The sequence below is a fragment of the Pseudomonas sp. MAFF 730105 genome (genome assembly GCF_055380705.1).
The window spans coordinates 1,325,989-1,346,888 of sequence record NZ_AP018438.1 but is presented as its reverse complement, the minus strand read 5'-3'; the positions used below and the strand labels follow the sequence as shown (position 1 = coordinate 1,346,888).

The following is a 20,900-nucleotide window of genomic DNA, read 5'->3' as shown; positions in this document are numbered from 1 at the left end:
CGGATGTCGTGATTGAGGGCGATCCTGGGTGAGAATCAGGCCTTGGCGTCGAGGCAGGTTGCGTCGATCTTGCAGCGATAGCTCTTTTCCCGGTCACCGGTGGCGGTGACCTTGTCGATCGACCAGCGGCCGCGCATGAAATCCGGCCAGGTCGGGTCCAGCAGAACGATGCCTTCGGCGGACAACCCCGGGTTGCCCGGGCATTCGATGGCGACCTTGAGGGCTTCGCGCATCAGCCTGCGCACTTCGCCTTCACCGGCGGCGCGGGCGTCTTCTGCGCTCTGGAAATGCTGTCGAAGAATCTTGAACGGCGCGATGCCACTTTCCTCCACCTGCACTTTGCCAGCTGCCGCGTCCCACCAACGGGTCTTGCAGCCCTGGTATTTCGCCCGGGCGGTTTCATCGAGGACAGCGGAGATAAAGGCCTGATCGCCTGGACGATTGTTCGTCGTCACCGACAGCTTGATCTCCGGCAAAACCTTGCCCGACAGCGACTTCGCCTGACCACGCCGAGCCAGCACATACCATTCGTTGATCGGTTTGGCGACGGCGTCATGCCGATGGGCCAAGCGCGTCAGGAAGCCCATATCGGTTTCGTTGGACTGGTCGATGTGCTCGATTTTTATCAGCGACAGCTCCGGCGCCACACGCGGCGAAAAACCATGCCGGGTTGTCAGTTCACGAAACAGCGCGCCCAAGGTCGTCGGGCCATGGCTGACGGACCGGCGCTGCTTGAACCCGGTCTGGTCCGCCGCACTGAACGGCGCGGCCATGGCCACCAACGTCAAGCGCAGGGGAAACAGCGTCGGCGTGCGCCGGGTAATGACAAACTCCCCCTTGTCCACCAGTCCGGACTCCAGGTAACCCACCCGCAGACCGATTTTTCCGCCGAGGCTGGGTAACCCCTCAAGCCCTTCCAGGCTGATGACGAGGGTCAACTGATCGGACTCGATCCCCGCCGCGTCGACGTGGGTCCAACTGAGCAATCGCTCATTGAGCAGTGCCGCATTCGCACCATAGATTTCTACTGTTGGCGTGAAACCCAGTGACATGTTGCCTCCTTAATCCCAAGCCGATACCGGTGCGGGTGCAACGGGTTTCAGATCCACCTCCGGCAAGGCAACCCACACCCCCGCCGGCAGCACCGGGCCCCATTCGGCCAGCCCGGGATTGAGCAGCCAGAGCGCTTGCTCGGTGGCATCGTCACAACACTCAAGCTCGCGGTACAGCAACAGATTCACCGAATCACCGGCGATACTTCGAACCCTACGCATTGGCGAACTCCGTCAATTCAATCACCCAGCCGACCACCATCGCCGTGCCGTCATCGATGACCTCGGTCTGGGTTTCCGACACCTTGTTGATCTGCCACAGACCCCAGTTGCGCCCGATGCCATCCACCAACGGCACAGGCACGCGTAAGGCCTGCAATGCACGCAGCTCATCGAGCCGATCCATGGCGGTCGCGTACATCGACTTGCCCGTAATCGTCAGCCCTTGCAGGCCTTGACCGACCTGGCTGGACTTGGGTTTGCTGGTGAGGATGTCGATGCTCTTCCAGCCGCCATCCGAGGTGCGTACCAGCGAGTGGTACGCGAAGTTTCTCGACAGCCCGAAAATGAAACTGCCGAGTGCCATTTGCTGACGCATCACGTACCTCCGTCGGTCAGGGCCGCGTCACTGCGCATGGCCAGTGAGTTGGGCATGGTTGTCAGGCCGAACTGGCCGGTGATCTGCTGCACCACCAGATTGGCCAACTGACTGGCGCTGGCCTGATCCTGACCGTTGATGTAGATGTTGGCGGTCATGGTGTTTTGTTGGGTACTGGTCTGGCTGCTGGTGAGGTCTTTGCTGACCTGTTCCGGCGACTTGAGGCGATCACCCCCGGTGTAGATAGCCTCGCCCAGGGATTCACCGCCCTCGCTACCGAAATAGGAACCCAGCGCACCGCCGACCAATGCACCGATCGCGGTGCCGATCACCGGAACGAAACTGCCGAGCATCGCGCCGGCGGCGGCACCGGCATAACCGCCTGCCAGCCCACCAAGGCCGGCTCCAGCCGCCCCTGAAGCGGCCTTGTAATCACCGGCCTCAAGAGCTTTGATACCGTCGTAGCCGGCACTGGCCAGCGCCAGGGGCGCGCCCAGCCTGCCGGTAAAGGTTCTCGCTCGAGCTGCGGAGATTGCCAGTCGGCTGCGCATATCAGGGCGGGAAGTTCGGGCTTTTCCTGCGTCCGGTTGCTTCTGCCCGCCGTCCTTGGCTTGAGTTCCAGGCGCATCGCTTGCCGGTGGCTGGATGGCTGCGTCCGGTTTCAGCAGTGCCTCACGGGTGGAGGCAACGCCCGACGTCACTTTGTCCAGAATGGCGCTGCGAAACGGTGACGCGAGCGCCGCGCCAAACAAGGCCAACGCCGCGGTGACTTTCGGCAGCGACTCGGCCGCAGCGCTCAACCCCGTCGCCAGCGCGTCCACGCCAAGCATCGCCAGATCGGTAATGGGCGTGATGGCGCTGCCAATCGCTGTATCGAGACGGGTCACGCTGGCATCCAGTGCATTCCAGCGCGCTTGCGAGGTGTTTCCCAGCGCGTCGGCGGTTTGGGCCATCGATCCCTTGTCTCCATCGCCCTTATCGGATGCCACGGTGAGCGCGGTCTTCAGGTCCTGGGGCGACTTCAGCAACTTGCCGATGCCCTCGTCGCCGTCGAACAGCGTCTTGAGCAATAAGCTCTGCTGCTCGGCAGGTTTGCTCTGCAGCGTCGCCAGCAGATCCTTGATCGCGCCCGATGCATCCGTGCGCAGCCTGCTGGCCAGCGCCCCCGGCTCGATGTCCAGTTGAGTCCAGGCCGTTCGCTGCTCCGGCGTGACCTTGTCGCCCTTGCCTAACGCGGCGCCCAGGGTCTTCAGCGAGGCGCCCGCTTCGTCCTTGCCGACAGAGGCGTTCAACAGCGCGGCCGCAATGGCGGCGACCTGCTCAGGTGTCATGCCCGCCGCGATGGCGGTCTCGCCACCGCGCTGGGCAACCGAACCGATGTCCGCCGCCGAGGCTTTCAAACTGGCGCTGGCGCCAAGGCGGTTGGCCGCGTTAGCCAATTCGAGACTTTTCCCTCGATCCAGGTTCAAGCCAGTGCGCAAGCCAGCCATGAGCGCGCCGGCGTTCAGCACCTCAATCCTGTAGGCCGACGCCATCACCAAACTGTCGCGGGCGAAATCCGTCAGCACTTGCTGGCGGTCTTCGGGTTTGACGTCTTTGAGCAGCCCCGCGTTGATCGCCGCCAGCTGGATCTGCGCCAGTTGCACAGCGGTCGCCCCGCTGGATGCGGCTTGCTTTTCAGCGGCGATCTTCTGGTTTTCGTTGGACATCACCTGCAGTTGTTCCGGTGACAGCTGCAGCTTCTGGTTCAGGTCGACCATGGCCGTCTGCATCGCCATTGCAGGCTTGAGGACACCAGGAGGCGCCAGTTGATCGACCTCTGCCCTGAGCTTCGACTTAGGCACCGCACTCGTCGCTGGCACCACTGCATTCGCCTTGAGCAATGACTGTTGCGCCAAGAGCGTGGTGTTCAGCGATGCCAGCGTCCCCCGCAGTTTCATTTGCTCCGACACCAGCAGCCGGATGTCGAGACTGGCCGTGCTCAATGCCAGATTCAGCCCCGACGCTTCAGACACACCGCCGAGTGTCGGCATATCGGTGCTCGCCGCAAAGGACAGCGAATATTTACTGTCTGCCATCCCGCTCTACTCCTGTTTCACGCCAAGGCGAGTGATCGCGATGTCGTAACGGCGCAATGCCTTGCCGGCGTCCCATTCGAGAATCTCCGCTTCACTTACCGGGTAAATGAGCGGCACGACATCGAGGATCACTTCGATGTCGCGCTCCGAAAGAAGTCCGCCGGTTTGTTTAAAAAATCGTCGATGCGCACCTGCAGTTGTGTCCAGTCGGGCACGGTCAGCAGGTCCAGGTCGGGCAGCATCAGGCCGGTGCAGTGGGCGGTGATGAATTCGGCGCGTTCTTTCGCCGTCTTCAGCTTCTTCATCGCCTTGGTGGCTCGCAATACCGGCATTTCCAGGGTCAACGAGGTCACGCTGCGGCCCGCCACGTTGAGCGGTTGCAGCAGTTGCACCTGGTCGGGATCGGCCAGTGCGTGGTCCGCTTCGGCGACCTGCTCGAGGAAATACGCCGCCGGACGGGTCGACATGTCGTGCACGTACTGGGCGATGCTCACGTAGTCCGGGCGCTTGAGCTGATCCAGTTCCTTGACCGACAGGCCGGTAGCCAGTTTGGCCAACTCGAAGAACTGGTCGTCCTCATCGTCACCGGCACGGGCCAGGGCGTCTTTCTGCGCGGCGTAGAACAGGGGTTTGAGTTGCAGCTGGTCGATCTGCGATCCGTCGTCACCGGTGATGGGTGACAGCAGAATGTGTTGGGGAGGCGTCCAGGACATGAATCAATTCCTTGGTGAATGTGAGCCCCTTGTGGGAGCGAGCCTGCTCGCGAATGCGCCAGTACCTTCAGCATCAAGGTGTCTGACACACTGCTATCGCGAGCAGGCTCGCTCCCACAGGGACTGTGTTCAACTGAGGGTCAAGGCAACAGCACCGCACGGCGCGCATCGCCGAGAATGTCGACGCCGTTGAGCACGAACTTCTGGGTGCGCACGTCGATGTCGATCACCGGAACGCCGTTTTCCAGGCGGTTGTAGGTGCGGCACGACAGCTCGAGATTGGTCTTGGGCTTCTCACCCATCTTCAGCGCGGTCTCTTCCAGGGATTTCAGCTTGCCGCCGACGGTGTGGTAGGTGAACCAGGTATTGCCATCCTGATCCTGGCCGGCTTCACGCACGTTCAGCAGGATGTCGTCACCGACACTGACACCCAGCGCCAGCATGATTTCCGGGCCGACACCTTGCAGGCTGAGCTTGGCGTTGAGGGCCTTGCCGCCTTTGGCCATTTCCTCGGTGATGAAGCGCCCGCCGCGCATCTCTTCCATGTCGAACTCGATCTTCGGCGGGGTGAATTCTTCCACGGTCGCCGACAACGGCAGGCCTTGCAGGGTGGCCGCGATGGCCTGTCTTACGCGGTTGGTAAACATTAGAGAACGTCCTCCAGGAACTGCTCGATGATTTCATCGCGGGCGTTGAGTTGATAAATCATGTGTTCGTTCGGCGCGTAGCGGCCGTAGTCGATCACCACGTACCAGGTGCCGTTCTTGTACTTCTCGACACTGTTGAGTTCCGGATGCAGGTACACGCTGCCGCCCGGGATGGTTTCGTCGGCCACCAGGGTTTGCAGCCAGTCGTTGATGCGCTTGACCTCCTGGTCCATGAAGGACTTGGTCAGGTTCTTCGCCATGGCTTTCTGGCCGGCCTTGACCAGCTTGCGGCTGATGGCATCCTCCAGGCCGACGTAGCTGATGAACTTGCCGGTGATGGAGCGGTTGCCCAGCAGCGAGAACCCGCCGAGGATGGTTCGGGCGTAGTAGCTGATGCCGTAGCGGTTGAGCAGGTCGCCTTCGGTGGAGGTGTCGAGGATGTTGTATTCCACGGTGCGCGAAACGTCCTCGGCATAGGTCACCTGGTTGCCCGGGCTCTCCCATTGCTTGACCTTGGCGAGCGCGGCGATGGCCAGGCTCGACGGGGCCAGGAAGACGTTTTTCTTCGCGGCCTTGGAGTAGACCGCTGGCATGTTGTGCACCACCAGGCAACGGTCGAAACCGAGGTCGGCGCCGCCCAGCTCCTGGCTGTAGGTCACCTGATCGGCGACTGCGGCATCCTTGCCGTCGAGTACCACGCGAGCCTTGATGCGCTTGCCGAACGAGGCGAACTCACTGGCCACCGCCTTGGTGCCGGTGAAGCCCGGCGCGCCAATGATGGTCAAGTCCTCGGCCACGCCACTCAAGGCCGCCAGGCCCAGCTTGCGACCGGTCTGCGCTTCGATGCCGCCGATGACGTTGTTCTGCGTATCGGCGGGGGTGGCGCCCTCTTCGACGATCACCACGTAGACCGGCACCTTGACCACTTTGAGGATCTGGAACACCGCGTGATACAGCGTACCGGCTTCGGTGCCGGTCGGATCGAGCAACGCCTGGGTGGTGAAGCTGTTGATGCGGAACGGTGCGTTACGCGGAATCAGCGGATCGGCCTTCGGCGTGGTGCCGACCAGCCCGATGACGTTGTCCCCCAGGCCACCCATGGCCTCGGGAGATTCGGTGGCATTGACGGTAATGCCGTTGTGCTCGAAGTTCAAAACCTCAGCCATGGTTATTCAGCCTTTTTGGTAGTGGCCTTTTTGGCCGGTTGGGATGTAGAGGCCGCATCGGCAACCTCGGTGTTTTTCAGCGCCAGACGACCGGCGCTACGCAGGGCGCTGGCCTCGACGTCGAGCAGGTCGAGTTCCTGGCCGATGGTCGACCAGTGGCCGCCTCCGGTGGGGAATGGGACGAGTACGGTGTAGGTTTGGCGTAGTGCCATTCGGGTTTCTCCAGATACGAAAAAGCCCCTTCGGGGAGGGGCTTTCAGGGTTTGACGGATAAGAAAACGCCCCGTCGGTGCGGGGCGTTTATTGGGGTTGCTCAGGGAGCCAGGACGGGGCTATCGGACGGTGGTCGAGTAAAGGAAACTCCCCGGACTCCGGCCAGTTGCGTAGCGACCGGCGATACGCTTGAAGCTCAGCGTATTGTTCAGTCGAAAGCGTGGTTTCTGCCCCATCTTCCAACTCATCCCGGTGGCGCGTTACAACACCATCAGTCATTGAAAGCTGATTGTTCCGCCATGCGCGCTCTACGAGCGACAACTCAGCCAGCGTTGGCAATGGTGGGTCTTGCAACTGCGGACGACCATCAGCTCCTCTGCCAATGATCTTCGTCCCCAACCGCGAATCAAAGAGCGCTGCATGATCATCGTCAGATATCTCGATACCGCCGTTATCGGTCAAGTCGAAGGCAAATCGACCGTCTTCTTCAATCCATTTAGCGAACATAGCTGTTCCTCAATAGCCGATGGCTAGCCAGTTGTAACCGCCATTAGTAACGGAGGCACTATTTGTGGCCACACTGGTGAAATAACCTGTAAAACCTGTACGCGTCGGTATGCCCGACTGGCAAAGCAAGGGATTCGTCGCCGAACTGCCCCCTGCGTATATGGCACCTACGTACATACAGGCGTTGGGAAACGCGACGGGGAAAGTAACAGGCACGGTTCCTGTCGAGCCGTCCGTTGAAGCATGTCCAATCTTGAACGTCCAGCCACTGGGCAAAACTTGATGAGCGGAATATCCAAGAATTGCAGCGAACTTAGCCGAGTACCGCATAGCCGCTGTCCCGCTGATCAAGCGCCACTCCCCGGACACCCTGGTCAGCAGCGCCGAATCACCTTGCCCCAACACAATCGAGATTGCGCCGCCACTAGCGTTCGTCATGGCGTCACCCGTCGAAACCAACAGTGTGACCGCCCCCGCCCCACCACATAACACCAGGATCATGGCACCTTGTGCTACCGTCGCCGTTGGCGGCAAGGTCACGCTAATAGCGGTATCCGATGACGCACTGACGACGCCACCCACATTTCCTGCGCCCAGAACCGTACTGGTACTGAGCGAATCGAAGTTCGACAGCTCGATACCCATTCGCTTGACGAACTCGGTCGTTGCGAACGCCTTGCTCTTGTCAAACTGTGCTTGGGTTATCCAGTTAGGAGCAGACATCACAGCGCCATATTTGAGCGCCATGGTCCCGCCAATCAAACGCCATTGAGCATCAAGCCGAATAAACTCCGCCGTATCTCCCAAGCCCAATGTGAGCGAGCCGGTTACACCGTTGCTGGTAAAAACCACATCGCCAGCCGCCGCCTGGATCGTCAGGCCGCCGGCCCCAGCACAGACAAGCGTGATGGTCGCAGCCTGCGCGACACCTGTGGTTGAAGGCAAAACGGCGGTGATCAGCGCCGCATTGGAGAAACTGTGCAGGCCGCCTACATGCGCTGCCGTGAGCGAGGTGTTCACCGAGTAGCTGCTGAAACTTGAATACTCGACGCCCATTCGCTTGGCGAAAGCCGTAGTCTGCACGCGCGTACTGCTATCGAACTGGGGCGGCGTCGTCGCCGTTGGGTTGATCAGCGCTGGTGAGTTGAGAGGCGCAAAGCCTTGCGTCACGTTCTGGAAAGTCAGCGCCGTGGTACCCAGCACGATCACACCATCAGTAATCAACTGCCAGAACGTATTGGCTTGGGTCGCGCCCTCTTCCACCGGCACACTCAACCCCGAGGTAACATCAACACTCGCATCAGCATCTTTCGCCCGCATCCATGCCCCATTCGCGGCGACATAAATGCCGTTGTCTTTCGCCTGGGCCTGGGATTTCACCAGGACACGATCCCCGGCGATGACCGCGACACCATCAATGGTCTGTGCACCGCTCAAGGCAATGTTGGCGGTGGTCGCCACCCGCACCGACTGTTTCCTGTCGAGCTTGGAAAGTTCATCAGCTACATAACTGGTGACCCAGGCGCGAGTTGCCTTAACGACCGTATCGTCGATCAACAGGGTGACCAACGCCGCATTACTGGTTTCAAAAATCGATCGGATATAAAACTCTTTCCCCGAACCAGACGTCGCCAATACCGGCTTGAACGACTCCGGATATTTGACAATCGCATACAGAACCCCGGTATCGGTCCAGATCCCGGCCTCACGCACATACCAACCGCCCACTTCAGGCGGGATGGTCACTTCGGCCAGCAACCAGCTCGGGTTTTTCTCGTCCTGGAACAGTGCATTGAGTGGCCCGCGCCAGACTTCGCGCTTGAGCGCCGTGGCGGTTGCGGCCGGGTTGTAGACCGAGCCGCCGCCGTCACCGACGGAAATCTGCGAGAGCTTGATCGGTGTGCCCGCCGCCTTGCAGGCGGTTTCGTAGGCGATGCCTGCATCGGTGAGCAGGGTGTAATAGTCAGCCATTCAGGCCCCCTGTGGATAAATAGTGGATGTTTCGACGACGTAGAGCCCGGCCGCCATGAAGGCCTGGCCCGAGGCTTCCAGCCCTTCGATGACAATCGGATAAACCGTGGTCAGCTCGCCGCACAATGTGGCCGCGCCGATGACGTGTCGGCCGGATGCGCTCAAGCCGACCGACACCGTCAAGGTGTCGCGCTCGCTTTTGGCATCGGCCAGACGGCGGTCGAGACGGGCGTCGATTTCTTCGCTGTAAGGCTGTTCGGTGAATGCCCTGACGGAAAAGCTGTAAGGCTGACCGACGGGAGTTTGCTCATGCCAGGCGCGGACCTCGGGCGTCAGTTGCAGCCCCTTGGCCGCATTTTCCAGGGCCTTACGCGTCCCGGCCTGCCGTGCGGTGGGCCAGGCGAGTTCAACCGTCAGGCGTTTTTCAGCCTCGGGCGCTGCGGAGCTCCACTCGTTGACCCCGCGATCCGCCGCGAGATACGGCAGGAACGCCACGGGCGTGGCAGTCGGGTTCATCAGCTCGGGAAACGGCGGATCGATACGTTCGAGCAGCCGGGCAAAACCGATATCCAGGGCCCTTTCCAGCGCCGAACTGTTGACCGGCAGCAGGCTTGGGGTCGGGGCGTCGTCACTCATAACGTGTCCACCTCGACCTCGACACCCGTGCAGTACGGCGCCTGGAAAGCCGTTGTCACGATCGGCGCCAACGGTTCGAGAATCTCGAGCCGAACCGCACCGGCGCTGTGCAATGTGTAGTCGATCCAGCTTGGGTCCACCCGGCCTTCCAGGCGATGGCACGCCTCGGCGTATTCCTGCAATTGCCGTTGCGCAGCCGCTTGGGTCAAGCCCGAGTCAGGACCTGGATTGATCTTCGCCACGACGCGAATCTTGTAGGGTTTGACTTGCGCGCCCTGGACAATGACCAGATCCGTTTCCGGTCGTACATCCGGCCGGGCGAAATGCTGGCGGACCCCGTCGAGCAGTGTCTGGGAGGGCGTGCCGTCGCCTTCACGGGACAGCACCGTCACCGTGACTTCGCCCGGCGCCGTCCGACGTCCGTTGCCGTCCTTGACCTGGGCGGCAAGCCCGTCCGGATCGAAGGTGTACGTCACCGTCACGACGCCCGCTGCACTGCTCTCAACCTTTACCGCGGGGCGTTCGCCAAGGGTAAAAATCTCCCGCCGATACTGCATGCGCGAACCGGCCGCCGGGGCATGGGGCGCCAGGTAATAACGCAACCGGGCGTCATCGTCGCTTTCGTAGACCGGGGCGATGGGTGGGAACGCCGCCGGATCGCCCGGGTCGAGCAACTGGCGTTCGAGGCCCATGTCGGCCAGGCGGGCATCGAGGTTACTGCCAGTGGCCCACCACGCCAGCATCTGCTTGATCCGGGCGTTGTATTTGCGTTCGTGGGTTTGCAGGCGCACGCAGAAGGCCTCGAGGGCCAGGGTCAGCAACTCGCTTTCGTTTTCCAGGCTGACCGCAAGCCTCGCCGCGCTGTCGGGCGAGCGCGCACCGACGTACTCGACCACGAAGGTCTTGAACTCGGCGAGCAGATCCTCGAACGCGTCAACGGTGACGATGGCCGGTTCGGCCAGTTGGTTCTGGCCGGGTATCAACATGCTCATGTCACCACCTCGAAAGTCTGTTTGCGGTTTTTCCAGGTGCCGGCGAAACGCAGCAGCAATCCGGCGCCCTGACGGCTGGCGACGATGACCTGCGGCTCGAAATCGCCGATGCCGTTGTGTGGGTTGTAGAAGGCTTGGGCTGCGTGACTCTGGGCAAGAATCAGCAGGTCATCGCCGAGGTTCTGCCCCAGCAATTGCGTGAGCGCGCAGCCATACAAAGGGCGTTTCTGGCGGGTGCCCAAGGGGGTGGTCAGCGCCCGGGTGGCGCGCTGCACGAACTGCGGCCAGTCATCCACCGTGGCGCCGGTGTTTCTATCGATTCCGATCATGGGAAGCTCTTATGCGGTACTGATGACACGCCCCTGGTGATCCACCAACGGGCCGCTCAGGTGCACACCGGAAGCGTCGAGCCGGATGCCGACGGCACCCAGTTGCAGGTCGATGGCCTCAGGTGTCATCGCCAGCCTCGACGGGCCGATGGTGAATTCGAGGGATTCACGGGAGCCGGTGAATGTCGCCGGGCCGTTTTTCCAGTGCAGGACATGACTGGCATGGTCGTAGCCGTTTTCCGTAGCATCCGGATAAAGGCGACGGGTCAGCGTTGCCTGTGTCGAGACGGGGGGAAACTGACCGCCGTTGAGGCCGAACAACGCCACCGACTGTCCGCCGCCATCGCCGCCGCCATGGTTCAGCAGCAGGCATTGCTCGCCCACGGAGGGAATCCGCGACTCGCTCTGGGCGCCGGCACTCGGGTTGAAAAAGCGGATCGCCGGGGTCAACAGCTCTCCATGGGCGACCTTGCAGGTATTGGTGGCCGCATCGACTTCCTGGCAGACGCCGATGCGACAGAGATTGTCTGCGCGCCGGTACAAGTCCTCGAGCTCGGTTTCCATCCCGGCCAGGCGCTCGATGATCGGCCCCAGGTACAGGCGTAGAAGTGCATCGAACATGGTTCAGCCCTCGAGTGCGGTGTATTGGTCCGGGTCGTCGATGTTCGACACTTCCCAGGTCCGGGCAAATTTCGGAATGCCCAGCGGGTCCTCCAGCAGCGTCGGACCGAGGTACAGGGTTTGGGTGAATGAAACGGTCCAGGCGCTGTAGGGTCTGGTCCCGCCGCTGAACACGGAGGCAACGCCCTCGATATCCGTGGGTCGGCTGCATTGCTCAGCCGACAGATCCCAGCGGTTGTCGACGATCAGGCGTTTCAACGCACAGGCCAGATCGCAGGCCGTCAACCCCGTGCCAGGCGAAACGACTTGCATGGAAAACATCAGGACATGGGCGATACGCCCATCGTTGGCACGGTTGCCTGACGTGTCGCGTTCGATGGCGATCAATACCCAAGGCTGATCGCCGGAGTCGTCAAAGTCCTGGAGACTCCCAACCTTCAAGCCGGGAAAGGTGGTACGCAGCGTCTCGACAATGGCGGTAAACAACTGCGAGGGTTTTTCGATGAGAGTGGGCATTGGATGGCCTCATTCCTGTGGATCGGCGGCACCGGCTCACTGTTGGTCGGGACGGGAATCCGGCGGTGGCACTTCGCAAACGCCAATCCGCTTGGCGACCCAACGTTCGTAAAGACCGATGGCTACATCGGCACCGGCCATGGCGGTCAGGCACCCCAAGGCGCAGGCACTCCAGATCGACATGCCGAGGGCATACAGCAGCATGATTGCCGAGACACCGCAGATCACGCAGGCGCCGGAGCGCAAGGCCAGGCGCCGCAACAGCGACCAGCCTCGGGCACCTTCCTTGTCGGCACGCCACATCTCGCCGGACACCCCGCCCACCAGGGCGAGCAGGATGACCAGCCAGATCGGCATGTCCAGCAACGCTTGTTGCTCGTTTGTCATTCACGCCTCCTGGGGTGATTGAGATTGGGCAGGGAGTTTTTTTTGAAACTGAACGAGGTCTGGTCAGTGCAACCCATCAAGTCGCTACCGACAGCCTGGAACAAAAAGCCCCAACGAACGCATAGGTCTGAACAAGGACGCAGGCACTCGAAGGGGCTTGAAGGATTTAAAGTTTGAACAGGACTGGCATCACTTGGGAGGCGCGCAGGTCGCGCCTTGGTAAGCCATGGTGTAGGTGTAGTGCCGGTCCCAGGACAGCGGTAGAGTACTGGGGGCCGCCCACTCCGCGTAGTTACCCGCCATCGAGCCAGTAGCGACGACTTTACCCATGGCAATGGTGGCGAGGTTGTTGGCGCTTCCTGCTCCACTCATCGGCACGCTTCCATTCCATTGGAGGTCGTCCCCATTCTGAAACCACGCGCCCTTCCAGCCAGCCTGGGAACTTGAGTACCAGGTATTGTCCGCTTTGAAGCAGATCGTTTGGTTTGCGTAAAAGCCACCACCCGGGACATGGTAGGAAGCGAACTTCCAGGAACCGACAGGCGAGGTTTCGGCAGATGCTCGAAGAGTCTGGGTGGCCAGGACTGCTGCGATCAGCAAAAGGAAGAGTTTTTTCATTCAATGATTTCCTTTAGATAAATAATCACTCGGAGAATGCCCAAGCACATACGCCGATTTACCGGCACGGAAAGTCAACCGACATTTAACGCCGACAACCGTTTAATGATTTAGCAGTGGGGTGCGTATTGATATCGCCCAGGCAGAGTCGCAGATGGAAGAGCCCGTAGTTGGGCCTAGACGCTTGCCGCCGCTTTAATTCGTGATCAGCATGTCGATCGTGCTTGAGTCGCACGAATAGTTAGACTTCCTATCCAGCACAAAATAGAGGGACGAGGCAGCAGTAACAGGTAAATTGTTCAGGGAAAAAACAGCCCCCGTACCTTTGGCCAGGCTACCGGATTGCAGAACCGTACTGCCCTGGTTAAGAGACCACGCTATACCGTCACCACAAGCAGCATGGATACTATTGATACGTCCCAGAATATTGACGGTTCCGGTGATAGGGCTGGTCCAGCGGATGACTGTTTGGCTATTCATGCCTGGGTGGAAAATCACATTACCCGCAGGTACAGTAAAACTGCCGTTCCCACTGTAGTTATACGTTTCCTTATGCACAGTTACATGCGCGCCCGACGGCACATCTTGCCAACAGGTTGCGGTTTTTCCGCCGCAGACATCGGCCGTGAACGAAGGCAGGAGAATATAGTTCTCCGGGTTATTCACGCCTGACGTATTTTCCATAAATGCCCATGGCAAGCTTGGGGACACACGCTCTTTTGCAAAAATCACGTCTTTTGCCAAGTTCCAGGACATGGCAGTTTCTGCCGAGGCGTTGATGGACACACCCGAGAACAGCAGCAACCCCAATACAGAGGCGATGGTAATTTTTTTCATAGTGATAACCTATTGAGTCGAGGATTGGAGGGTTCTGTGTTACTCGTATATGTCGCTCCATGGCGATCCACTCGAGGCTCAACGGCCTTCACATGATTCAACGTCCCACACCGGGCACATTTGATCTGGAGTTCGGTGTTCTCGCCCATTCGGGCCAGAAGTCGTTTGCAGTGACCGCATCTGAAATCCTTCAGCATTTGAAAGCCCTCCATTGGCGGCGGTATTTTTTGAAGCGCCTCACGGCGCAGGCATTCCAAAAAGCCCGGTCGCCCAGGCTTTTCAGTAATGCGCTTGATCTTTCGGCGCGACTGGCGCGGTACGGATCCATTCAAATTGTTCCTCCGGCCGCGGTCCCTGCCCGCCGGATAACTGCTTCTGGTGCTTTACGCTGCACACCTGGGCCAGTTGCCAACCCTCTGAACCGTTAAGGCCGGTTCATCGCTGCCTGTTGATGGAACTAAAGAGCTGTGTTGCCAGCCGGCTTTGTCGAGCGGCTTGGACACAGAATATGCATGCATGCATATACAGTCAATGCGCTAATGCATTTATTTATGCACAGAAAATGCACCAGCGCATTCTCGCCCAGCAGGGACGAGGGTTGGCGCCCTTTTCGAGGGCGAAAAAAAACCCGCACATCGGCGGGTTTTATCTGACAGCGGGAGGGTTAGCGGGCGTACATGCCCCACCAGAAGACATGACCGAGGATGACGATCTGCTCATCCTGCATTTCCTGGAAGCTGTAGTCTTCGTCCGGATGCTCATCGCGGTTGAAGCTGCGCAGGCGGATGCCGGTGGGCAAGCGGTAAAGCTGCTTCACCCGCAACTGGCCGTTGTGATTGATGGCGTAGAGGTCACCGTCGACGATGTCGCCGATCCCGCATTTGCCCGCGTTCACCCCGACCGTAGCCCCGTCGCGCAGCACCGGCAACATGCTGTTGCCACGCACCGTCACGCATTTGGCCTGGTCGAACTGCACGCCGTTATGACGCAGGCTGCGCTTGCCAAAGCGCAGGCTGGAGCGCTCGCTTTCCTCGATGACGAATCTTCCTGATCCAGCGGCCAATTCAACCTCACGCAGAAAAGGAACCGACACCTCGTCTTCTTCGACAGGGGTATCGTCGTCCCACAGGCTTATGTCCTTGAGTTCGGAATGCGGCTCGTCGCGGCGGCTGTTGCCGGCAGGCGCAACATCGGCGCGCCCGCGCAACTGGTCGGTGCTCACGGCGAAGTATTCGGCAATCTTCGAGATGTGTTTATCCGAAGGGTCGACGATCTTGCCGCTGAGGATCCGCGAGAGGGTGGATTGAGGCACGCCGGTACGCCGGTGAAGCTCCGTGGGGGAGATCCCGTGCTGATCGAGCAATGCTCTTAATACGGTAGAAACGTTGCGTTTTTGCATAATGCGCATGATGCTTGTTCTTTTTGCTGAACACAAATGCTGATTTGCATAAAAATGCATAAAACGCGTTCTGCTAGGTCCATTGTGGCGAGGGAGCTTGGAACTGCATAACGGCTCCAAACTCCCACATCTGAGCCATTGACCGGTTGAATTCAATCCTCGCAATGTCCTGAGCGAAGAAAACCAAGGAAGGTCAGGCATCACAAAGCGGAGAGCCTCGTGGGCAAGATCGAGAGGGTTCTAGACACCTTGCCAGTCCTCCCCGGCGTTCTGCCGACGGAACACTCCCCCTTTAAAGAAACAATGGACTACCGATGTACTTTTCCATTCCTGCCGGGCCTAGCCCGACACCGAAAATCGATGCCGGGCCGAAAAAATATAGCCGGTTAAATTGCTTTCGTCCGACTCTTCAGACCACCGAGCAAGCCGAACAGGAAGAAAGCCAGAGCGCCAGCACTCGGCACGATCAAGATATCCCAGGCCATGGCCATTGGTCCGAACGCCATCAACACGGTGCCCCATGCAAAGAATTGTTCAGCTGACCGCTCGGCGGATTTGCTACCCGTTATGGCGGATTTCAGATTTAGAAAGATCATTGTCCCAAATGGAATGAAGAAGATCAGCCCGCCCTTCCATAACAGAGTCAGGTAATAAACGTGGGTCGAGCTGTTTGCTTCTAAGCCAGGCGTCATTCCCTCGGTGGAGTACCGACCATACCCCCCAAAACCGTTGCCGATGAGCGGACTTGTCAAAACTTCCTTAACGCCAGCAATAGCGAGCTCAACGCGACCAGTTGCGAATTGGTCGGCCTGTTTCACCAGGTTCCGGGAATCAGCTTTTCTACTAGCTCCACCGGAAACTCCAGTTTCCTCGGACAGCGCTTGGTGGGAATCTGCTTTTTCACTAGCTCCACCGGAACCCCCAGTTTCTTCGGACAGCGCTTGGATAGAAGTTACCAGACGGCTCTCGCTCGCTCCCCTCACGTACGTCATAACCAAAGCCAGCAACATGGCAAGGATGACCGCGCCGCAAATACGCCGGGCGGCCGAGTGCCGGAGCGCATAGATGACTACCGATCCAAGAATCCACACCTGCAGGATTTGGGCGCTTCGAGAATCGCTGCCAGTGATCAGAAAAAACGCACAGAACAACGCTACCCATAGCAGCGCCATAACAGGCTTGGAGGATTTGCCACCGATAATCGTTCCGCACAGGATCATCGCCTGCAAGCACAACAGGTGCGCAAGGCTCAAGACTCCAAACGTTGCGAATACAGGAAGCCCGAGGAACTCGACATTCATCGCCGCAAACCCACTCGGACCGATATAAATCCGAACGTTCTGTTCAAGGTAGAGTATTCGGACAGTAACGACGATGAGGAAAATGGCAGAGAACAGCGACAACCAAAAGAACACCTTAGAAATATCATTACTTTTTGACACATACTTCCCAAGGAACAGGAACGACGGCGCAAACATAATCAGCACTAATGACAATATATGCTTAACCACTTCTCCGTCAGGCGAAATTTTATTCGCGACAAAGATCGAAACCAGCCCAAGCGTCATCGCAGACAGGTAAGCAATGCTTGTACGACCGAAACTCATCAGGAACGCAATTCCGATGAGCGGTGCGAGCAGAAAGGCCGGGTTAATGTCGTACCCCATCAGTGAAAACATAACTATTGGCAGAGACATAGCAGCGCCAATGATGGGCACGAACACACTGCCATCGAACTTCATATTTATAGAATTTACCTTTTGGGAAACAGACATTCTCACCCTTCCTGGATAGATGAAAGAGTTGAAGCACTGCCGCAAGGTGCGCCCTCACCCATGCATCAACTCGAAACTCCGCCGACAGAGCACTGCACAAGGCATGAAACCCTAGGTTGAGCACTTGACGACTGTGCGCCGAGGATACATCAGCCCAAAATGTTTCACTAGGTTTCAGTTCCCCAGGAATGCCCCCCGCTCGGTTATCTGGTCACCTTCCCGTAGGTTGACTGAGGGGGAAGCGCTGCAAAAAAACCTCCTCCGGGCGCCAGCAAGGCGGCGAGATTTCCACGAGAAATTTCCGTGAAATTGCCAGCAACGTATACTCCCACAGAGAGTTGCGAGCAGGTTGTGCAAACATCGGTGCGTTCAAGCGCAACGGCACTGCCGCTGGAGTCATCGGTGTAACGCTGCAAGACCTCCGCGCAGTCACTCACCAATACCGACAAACAGGGCAATAAAATACGTAGCAACTTGGCAACCACACCGGAGCTAAGATAACAGCGCGTTACCTGCGCCTTCGCGAAACGCGACATAGCCAAGCCTTCGGCAATCCCGAAAAAATCCCTGTAGTATTAGAAACTTGCCCCGAGTCAAATGGACAGATAGAGCTAAAGCCTTTGAATACCGACGTTTCCAGCCACACCCCAATGATGCAGCAGTACTGGCGCCTGAAGAATCAGCACCCCGATCAGTTGATGTTCTATCGCATGGGCGACTTCTACGAGATCTTCTACGAGGACGCGAAGAAGGCCGCCAAGCTGTTGGACATCACCCTGACGGCGCGTGGGCAATCGGCGGGCATGGCGATTCCGATGTGTGGGATTCCTTACCACGCGGCGGAAGGTTACTTGGCGAAACTGGTCAAGCTCGGTGAGTCGGTGGTGATTTGCGAGCAGGTCGGTGACCCGGCCACCAGCAAGGGGCCGGTAGAAAGGCAAGTGGTGCGCATCATTACGCCGGGCACGGTCAGTGATGAGGCGTTGCTGGATGAGCGCCGGGACAATCTGATTGCCGCCGTGCTGGGGGACGAGCGCCTGTTCGGCCTGGCGGTGCTGGACATCACCAGTGGCAATTTCTCGGTGCTGGAGATCAAGGGCTGGGAAAACCTATTGGCGGAACTGGAGCGGGTCAACCCAGTGGAGCTGTTGATTCCCGACGACTGGCCCAAGGACCTGCCGGCAGAAAAACGCCGTGGCGTTCGACGTCGGGCGCCGTGGGATTTCGAGCGCGACTCGGCGCTGAAAAGTCTCTGCCAGCAATTTTCCACCCAAGACCTCAAGGGCTTCGGTTGCGAAAACCTGACCCTGGCCATCGGTGCCGCCGGTTGCTTGTTGGCCTACGCCAAGGAAACCCAACGCACCGCCCTGCCCCATTTGCGCAGCTTGCGCCACGAGCGCCTGGACGACACGGTGGTGCTGGACGGGGCGAGCCGGCGCAATCTGGAGTTGGACACCAACCTGGCCGGTGGACGGGACAACACCTTGCAGTCGGTGGTCGATCGTTGCCAGACCGCCATGGGCAGCCGGCTGCTGACACGTTGGCTGAACCGTCCCCTGCGGGATCTGACAGTGTTGCTGGCGCGACAGACCTCCATTACCTGCCTGCTGGATCGTTATCGCTTCGAGCAGTTGCAACCGCAGCTCAAGGAAATCGGTGACATCGAGCGGATCCTCGCGCGCATCGGCTTGCGCAACGCTCGCCCACGGGATCTGGCGCGCCTGCGCGACGCCCTCGGTGCGCTGCCGGAACTCCAGGTGGCGATGACCGACCTCGAAGCTCCGCACCTGCAACAACTGGCACGCATCACCAGCACCTACCCGGACCTGGCCGCGTTGCTGGAAAAAGCCATCATCGATAACCCGCCCGCCGTTATCCGTGACGGTGGCGTGTTGAAAACCGGCTATGACGCCGAGCTCGACGAGCTGCAAGCCCTGAGCGAAAACGCCGGCCAGTTCCTGATCGATCTCGAAGCCCGGGAAAAAGCCCGTACTGGCCTGAGCAACCTCAAGGTCGGCTACAACCGCATCCACGGCTACTTCATCGAGTTGCCGAGCAAACAAGCCGAACAAGCACCGGCCGACTACGTTCGTCGCCAGACGCTCAAGGGTGCCGAACGCTTCATCACCCCGGAACTCAAGGCCTTCGAAGACAAGGCGCTGTCGGCCAAGAGCCGCGCCCTGGCCCGGGAGAAGATGCTCTACGAGGCGCTGCTCGAAGACCTGATCAGCCAACTGCCGCCCCTGCAGGACACCGCTGCCGCCCTGGCGGAGCTGGACGTGCTGAGCAACCTGGCCGAGCGCGCGCTGAACCTGGACCTCAACTGCCCGCGCTTCGTCAGCGAACCGTGTATGCGCATCAGCCAGGGTCGTCACCCGGTGGTCGAGCAGGTACTGACCACCCCGTTCGTGGCCAACGACCTGAGCCTGGACGACAACACCCGCATGCTGGTGATCACCGGTCCGAACATGGGCGGTAAATCCACCTACATGCGCCAGACCGCACTGATCGTGCTACTGGCCCACATTGGCAGCTTCGTGCCAGCGGCCAGCTGCGAATTGTCCCTGGTAGACCGGATATTCACCCGGATCGGGTCCAGCGACGACCTGGCTGGCGGGCGCTCCACCTTCATGGTGGAAATGAGCGAAACCGCCAACATCCTGCACAACGCCACCGAACGCAGCCTGGTGCTGATGGACGAAGTCGGGCGTGGCACCAGTACCTTCGACGGCCTGTCGCTGGCCTGGGCTGCGGCCGAACGCCTGGCACACCTGCGGGCCTACACGCTGTTCGCCACCCATTATTTCGAGCTGACGGTGCTGCCGGAAAGCCAGCCGCTGGTGGCCAACGTCCACCTCAACGCCACCGAGCACAACGAACGTATCGTGTTCCTGCACCATGTGCTGCCTGGCCCGGCCAGCCAGAGCTACGGCCTGGCAGTGGCACAACTGGCGGGCGTGCCAGCCGAGGTGATCAGCCGCGCCCGCGAGCACCTGAGCCGCCTGGAAACCTCCAGCCTGCCCCATGAAACACCGCGCCCGAGCAAAGGCAAACCGGCCGTACCGCAGCAAAGCGACCTGTTCGCCAGCCTTCCCCATCCCGTACTCGATGAACTGGCCAAGCTCGACCTGGACGACCTGACACCACGCCGGGCATTGGATTTACTCTATGCATTGAAGACACGGATCTAACGCAAGGGCGTTCAAGCTGTTAGAATCGCGCGCGGTTTGGGATGCTGCGGACTATTAGCCTGGTCCGCTCCCAAGCCTGGCGACCCCACCGTGAAGAGGGATCCGCTGCCGCCGCCTGAGGAGAGAATTAGAAATGACCTTCGTCGTCACCGACAACTGCATCAAGTGCAAGTACACCGACTGCGTAGAAGTCTGTCCGGTGGACTGCTTCTACGAAGGGCCGAATTTCCTGGTCATTCACCCTGACGAGTGCATCGACTGCGCCCTGTGTGAACCGGAATGCCCGGCGAACGCCATTTTCTCGGAAGACGAAGTGCCGTCCGGCATGGAGAACTTCATCGAGCTGAACGCCGAGCTGGCGGATATCTGGCCGAACATCACCGAGAAGAAAGATGCGTTGCCGGACGCCGAAGAGTGGGATGGCAAGCCAGGCAAGATAGCAGACCTCGAACGCTGATCATCCGCGTTCTCCGAAAAGGCCCCTTGCGGGCCTTTTTGCTTTCCGGTGGCCGAATCGAACGCAGAGCGTCCGTAGAGGCATACCCACGCAGAGCGTGGGCACGATTCGCAGGCAAAAAAAAGGGGCGGTTTGACCCGCCCACATTTTTTCCCTAATCCCTTTGATCCTTTTCATCATCCTGATGAATCGCATCC

The 20,900-nt window shown here is 59.5% G+C and carries 23 protein-coding genes; 2 read left to right on the top strand and 21 right to left on the bottom strand.

The annotated features are described in order from the left end of the window. Positions 1-35 precede the first annotated feature (35 nt). The 21 genes from PCOSP_RS05900 to PCOSP_RS05800 form a co-directional block, all read right to left on the bottom strand. Positions 36-1,052 carry a contractile injection system protein, VgrG/Pvc8 family gene (locus PCOSP_RS05900; RefSeq protein ID WP_139647418.1) on the bottom strand — a complete coding sequence of 339 codons (1,017 nt, stop codon included), beginning with the start codon at positions 1,050-1,052 and terminating at the stop codon, positions 36-38. A 9-nt stretch (positions 1,053-1,061) separates the two neighbouring features. Continuing rightward, the gene (locus PCOSP_RS05895) at positions 1,062-1,274 is read right to left on the bottom strand and encodes a tail protein X (RefSeq protein ID WP_047701972.1); all 213 of its coding nucleotides are present in this window, start codon (positions 1,272-1,274) and stop codon (positions 1,062-1,064) included. Further along, entirely contained in the window at positions 1,267-1,650 is a 384-nt protein-coding gene (locus PCOSP_RS05890) for a phage tail protein (RefSeq protein WP_024779062.1), read from the bottom strand. Before PCOSP_RS05890 ends, PCOSP_RS05895 begins: the two co-directional genes overlap by 8 nt. Beyond that, complete coding sequence (locus tag PCOSP_RS05885; RefSeq protein WP_139647416.1) at positions 1,650-3,728, bottom strand: phage tail tape measure protein; 2,079 nt, start codon at positions 3,726-3,728, stop codon at positions 1,650-1,652. Before PCOSP_RS05885 ends, PCOSP_RS05890 begins: the two co-directional genes overlap by 1 nt. A gap of 128 nt (positions 3,729-3,856) precedes the next feature. After that, positions 3,857-4,441 (bottom strand): phage tail assembly protein, encoded by a 585-nt coding sequence (locus PCOSP_RS05880; protein WP_464710524.1) that lies wholly within the window; start codon positions 4,439-4,441, stop codon positions 3,857-3,859. Positions 4,442-4,581: 140 nt separating this feature from the next. Then, positions 4,582-5,088, bottom strand: a complete 507-nt coding sequence (locus PCOSP_RS05875) for a phage major tail tube protein (RefSeq protein ID WP_024779059.1) — start codon at positions 5,086-5,088, stop codon at positions 4,582-4,584. Beyond that, a complete protein-coding gene (locus tag PCOSP_RS05870; protein ID WP_464710523.1) occupies positions 5,088-6,254 on the bottom strand; it encodes a phage tail sheath protein in 1,167 nt (388 codons plus the stop codon). Before PCOSP_RS05870 ends, PCOSP_RS05875 begins: the two co-directional genes overlap by 1 nt. A 2-nt stretch (positions 6,255-6,256) precedes the next feature. Continuing rightward, a complete protein-coding gene (locus tag PCOSP_RS05865; protein WP_139647410.1) occupies positions 6,257-6,466 on the bottom strand; it encodes a hypothetical protein in 210 nt (69 codons plus the stop codon). An 88-nt stretch (positions 6,467-6,554) separates the two neighbouring features. Then, positions 6,555-6,974 (bottom strand): phage tail protein, encoded by a 420-nt coding sequence (locus PCOSP_RS05860; protein WP_139647408.1) that lies wholly within the window; start codon positions 6,972-6,974, stop codon positions 6,555-6,557. A gap of 9 nt (positions 6,975-6,983) precedes the next feature. Continuing rightward, positions 6,984-8,945, bottom strand: a complete 1,962-nt coding sequence (locus PCOSP_RS05855; protein ID WP_464710522.1) for a phage tail protein — start codon at positions 8,943-8,945, stop codon at positions 6,984-6,986. Continuing rightward, positions 8,946-9,581 carry a phage tail protein I gene (locus PCOSP_RS05850; RefSeq protein WP_139647406.1) on the bottom strand — a complete coding sequence of 212 codons (636 nt, stop codon included), beginning with the start codon at positions 9,579-9,581 and terminating at the stop codon, positions 8,946-8,948. After that, complete coding sequence (locus PCOSP_RS05845) at positions 9,578-10,573, bottom strand: baseplate J/gp47 family protein (protein ID WP_464710521.1); 996 nt, start codon at positions 10,571-10,573, stop codon at positions 9,578-9,580. Before PCOSP_RS05845 ends, PCOSP_RS05850 begins: the two co-directional genes overlap by 4 nt. Then, positions 10,570-10,902 (bottom strand): phage baseplate protein, encoded by a 333-nt coding sequence (locus tag PCOSP_RS05840; protein WP_024779051.1) that lies wholly within the window; start codon positions 10,900-10,902, stop codon positions 10,570-10,572. The genes PCOSP_RS05845 and PCOSP_RS05840 overlap by 4 nt, the downstream gene beginning before the upstream one ends. Positions 10,903-10,911: 9 nt before the next feature. Then, positions 10,912-11,523: a phage baseplate assembly protein V gene (locus PCOSP_RS05835; protein WP_139647402.1), complete on the bottom strand. Its 612-nt coding sequence runs from the start codon at positions 11,521-11,523 to the stop codon at positions 10,912-10,914. 3 nt (positions 11,524-11,526) lie between these two features. After that, complete coding sequence (locus PCOSP_RS05830; RefSeq protein ID WP_464710520.1) at positions 11,527-12,039, bottom strand: hypothetical protein; 513 nt, start codon at positions 12,037-12,039, stop codon at positions 11,527-11,529. 36 nt (positions 12,040-12,075) lie between these two features. Next, on the bottom strand, positions 12,076-12,426 hold the full coding sequence (locus PCOSP_RS05825; RefSeq protein ID WP_024779048.1) for a phage holin family protein: 351 nt from the start codon (positions 12,424-12,426) through the stop codon (positions 12,076-12,078). 189 nt (positions 12,427-12,615) lie between these two features. Further along, on the bottom strand, positions 12,616-13,044 hold the full coding sequence (locus PCOSP_RS05820; RefSeq protein WP_464710519.1) for a hypothetical protein: 429 nt from the start codon (positions 13,042-13,044) through the stop codon (positions 12,616-12,618). Between the two features lie 195 nt (positions 13,045-13,239). Beyond that, positions 13,240-13,881 (bottom strand): hypothetical protein, encoded by a 642-nt coding sequence (locus PCOSP_RS05815; protein WP_464710518.1) that lies wholly within the window; start codon positions 13,879-13,881, stop codon positions 13,240-13,242. Continuing rightward, the gene (locus tag PCOSP_RS05810) at positions 13,878-14,078 is read right to left on the bottom strand and encodes a Com family DNA-binding transcriptional regulator (protein ID WP_464711880.1); all 201 of its coding nucleotides are present in this window, start codon (positions 14,076-14,078) and stop codon (positions 13,878-13,880) included. The genes PCOSP_RS05815 and PCOSP_RS05810 overlap by 4 nt, the downstream gene beginning before the upstream one ends. A 467-nt stretch (positions 14,079-14,545) precedes the next feature. Beyond that, positions 14,546-15,280 (bottom strand): LexA family transcriptional regulator, encoded by a 735-nt coding sequence (locus PCOSP_RS05805; RefSeq protein WP_139647677.1) that lies wholly within the window; start codon positions 15,278-15,280, stop codon positions 14,546-14,548. 386 nt (positions 15,281-15,666) lie between these two features. Continuing rightward, positions 15,667-17,055, bottom strand: coding sequence for an O-antigen ligase family protein (locus tag PCOSP_RS05800; RefSeq protein WP_464710517.1), 1,389 nt, complete (start codon positions 17,053-17,055; stop codon positions 15,667-15,669). 650 nt (positions 17,056-17,705) lie between these two features. Between PCOSP_RS05800 and mutS the strand changes: the two genes are divergently transcribed. After that, a complete protein-coding gene (mutS, locus tag PCOSP_RS05795; RefSeq protein WP_464711877.1) occupies positions 17,706-20,246 on the top strand; it encodes a DNA mismatch repair protein MutS in 2,541 nt (846 codons plus the stop codon). Positions 20,247-20,379: 133 nt separating this feature from the next. Beyond that, on the top strand, positions 20,380-20,703 hold the full coding sequence (gene fdxA, locus PCOSP_RS05790; RefSeq protein ID WP_024779043.1) for a ferredoxin FdxA: 324 nt from the start codon (positions 20,380-20,382) through the stop codon (positions 20,701-20,703). Positions 20,704-20,900: the final 197 nt, after the last annotated feature.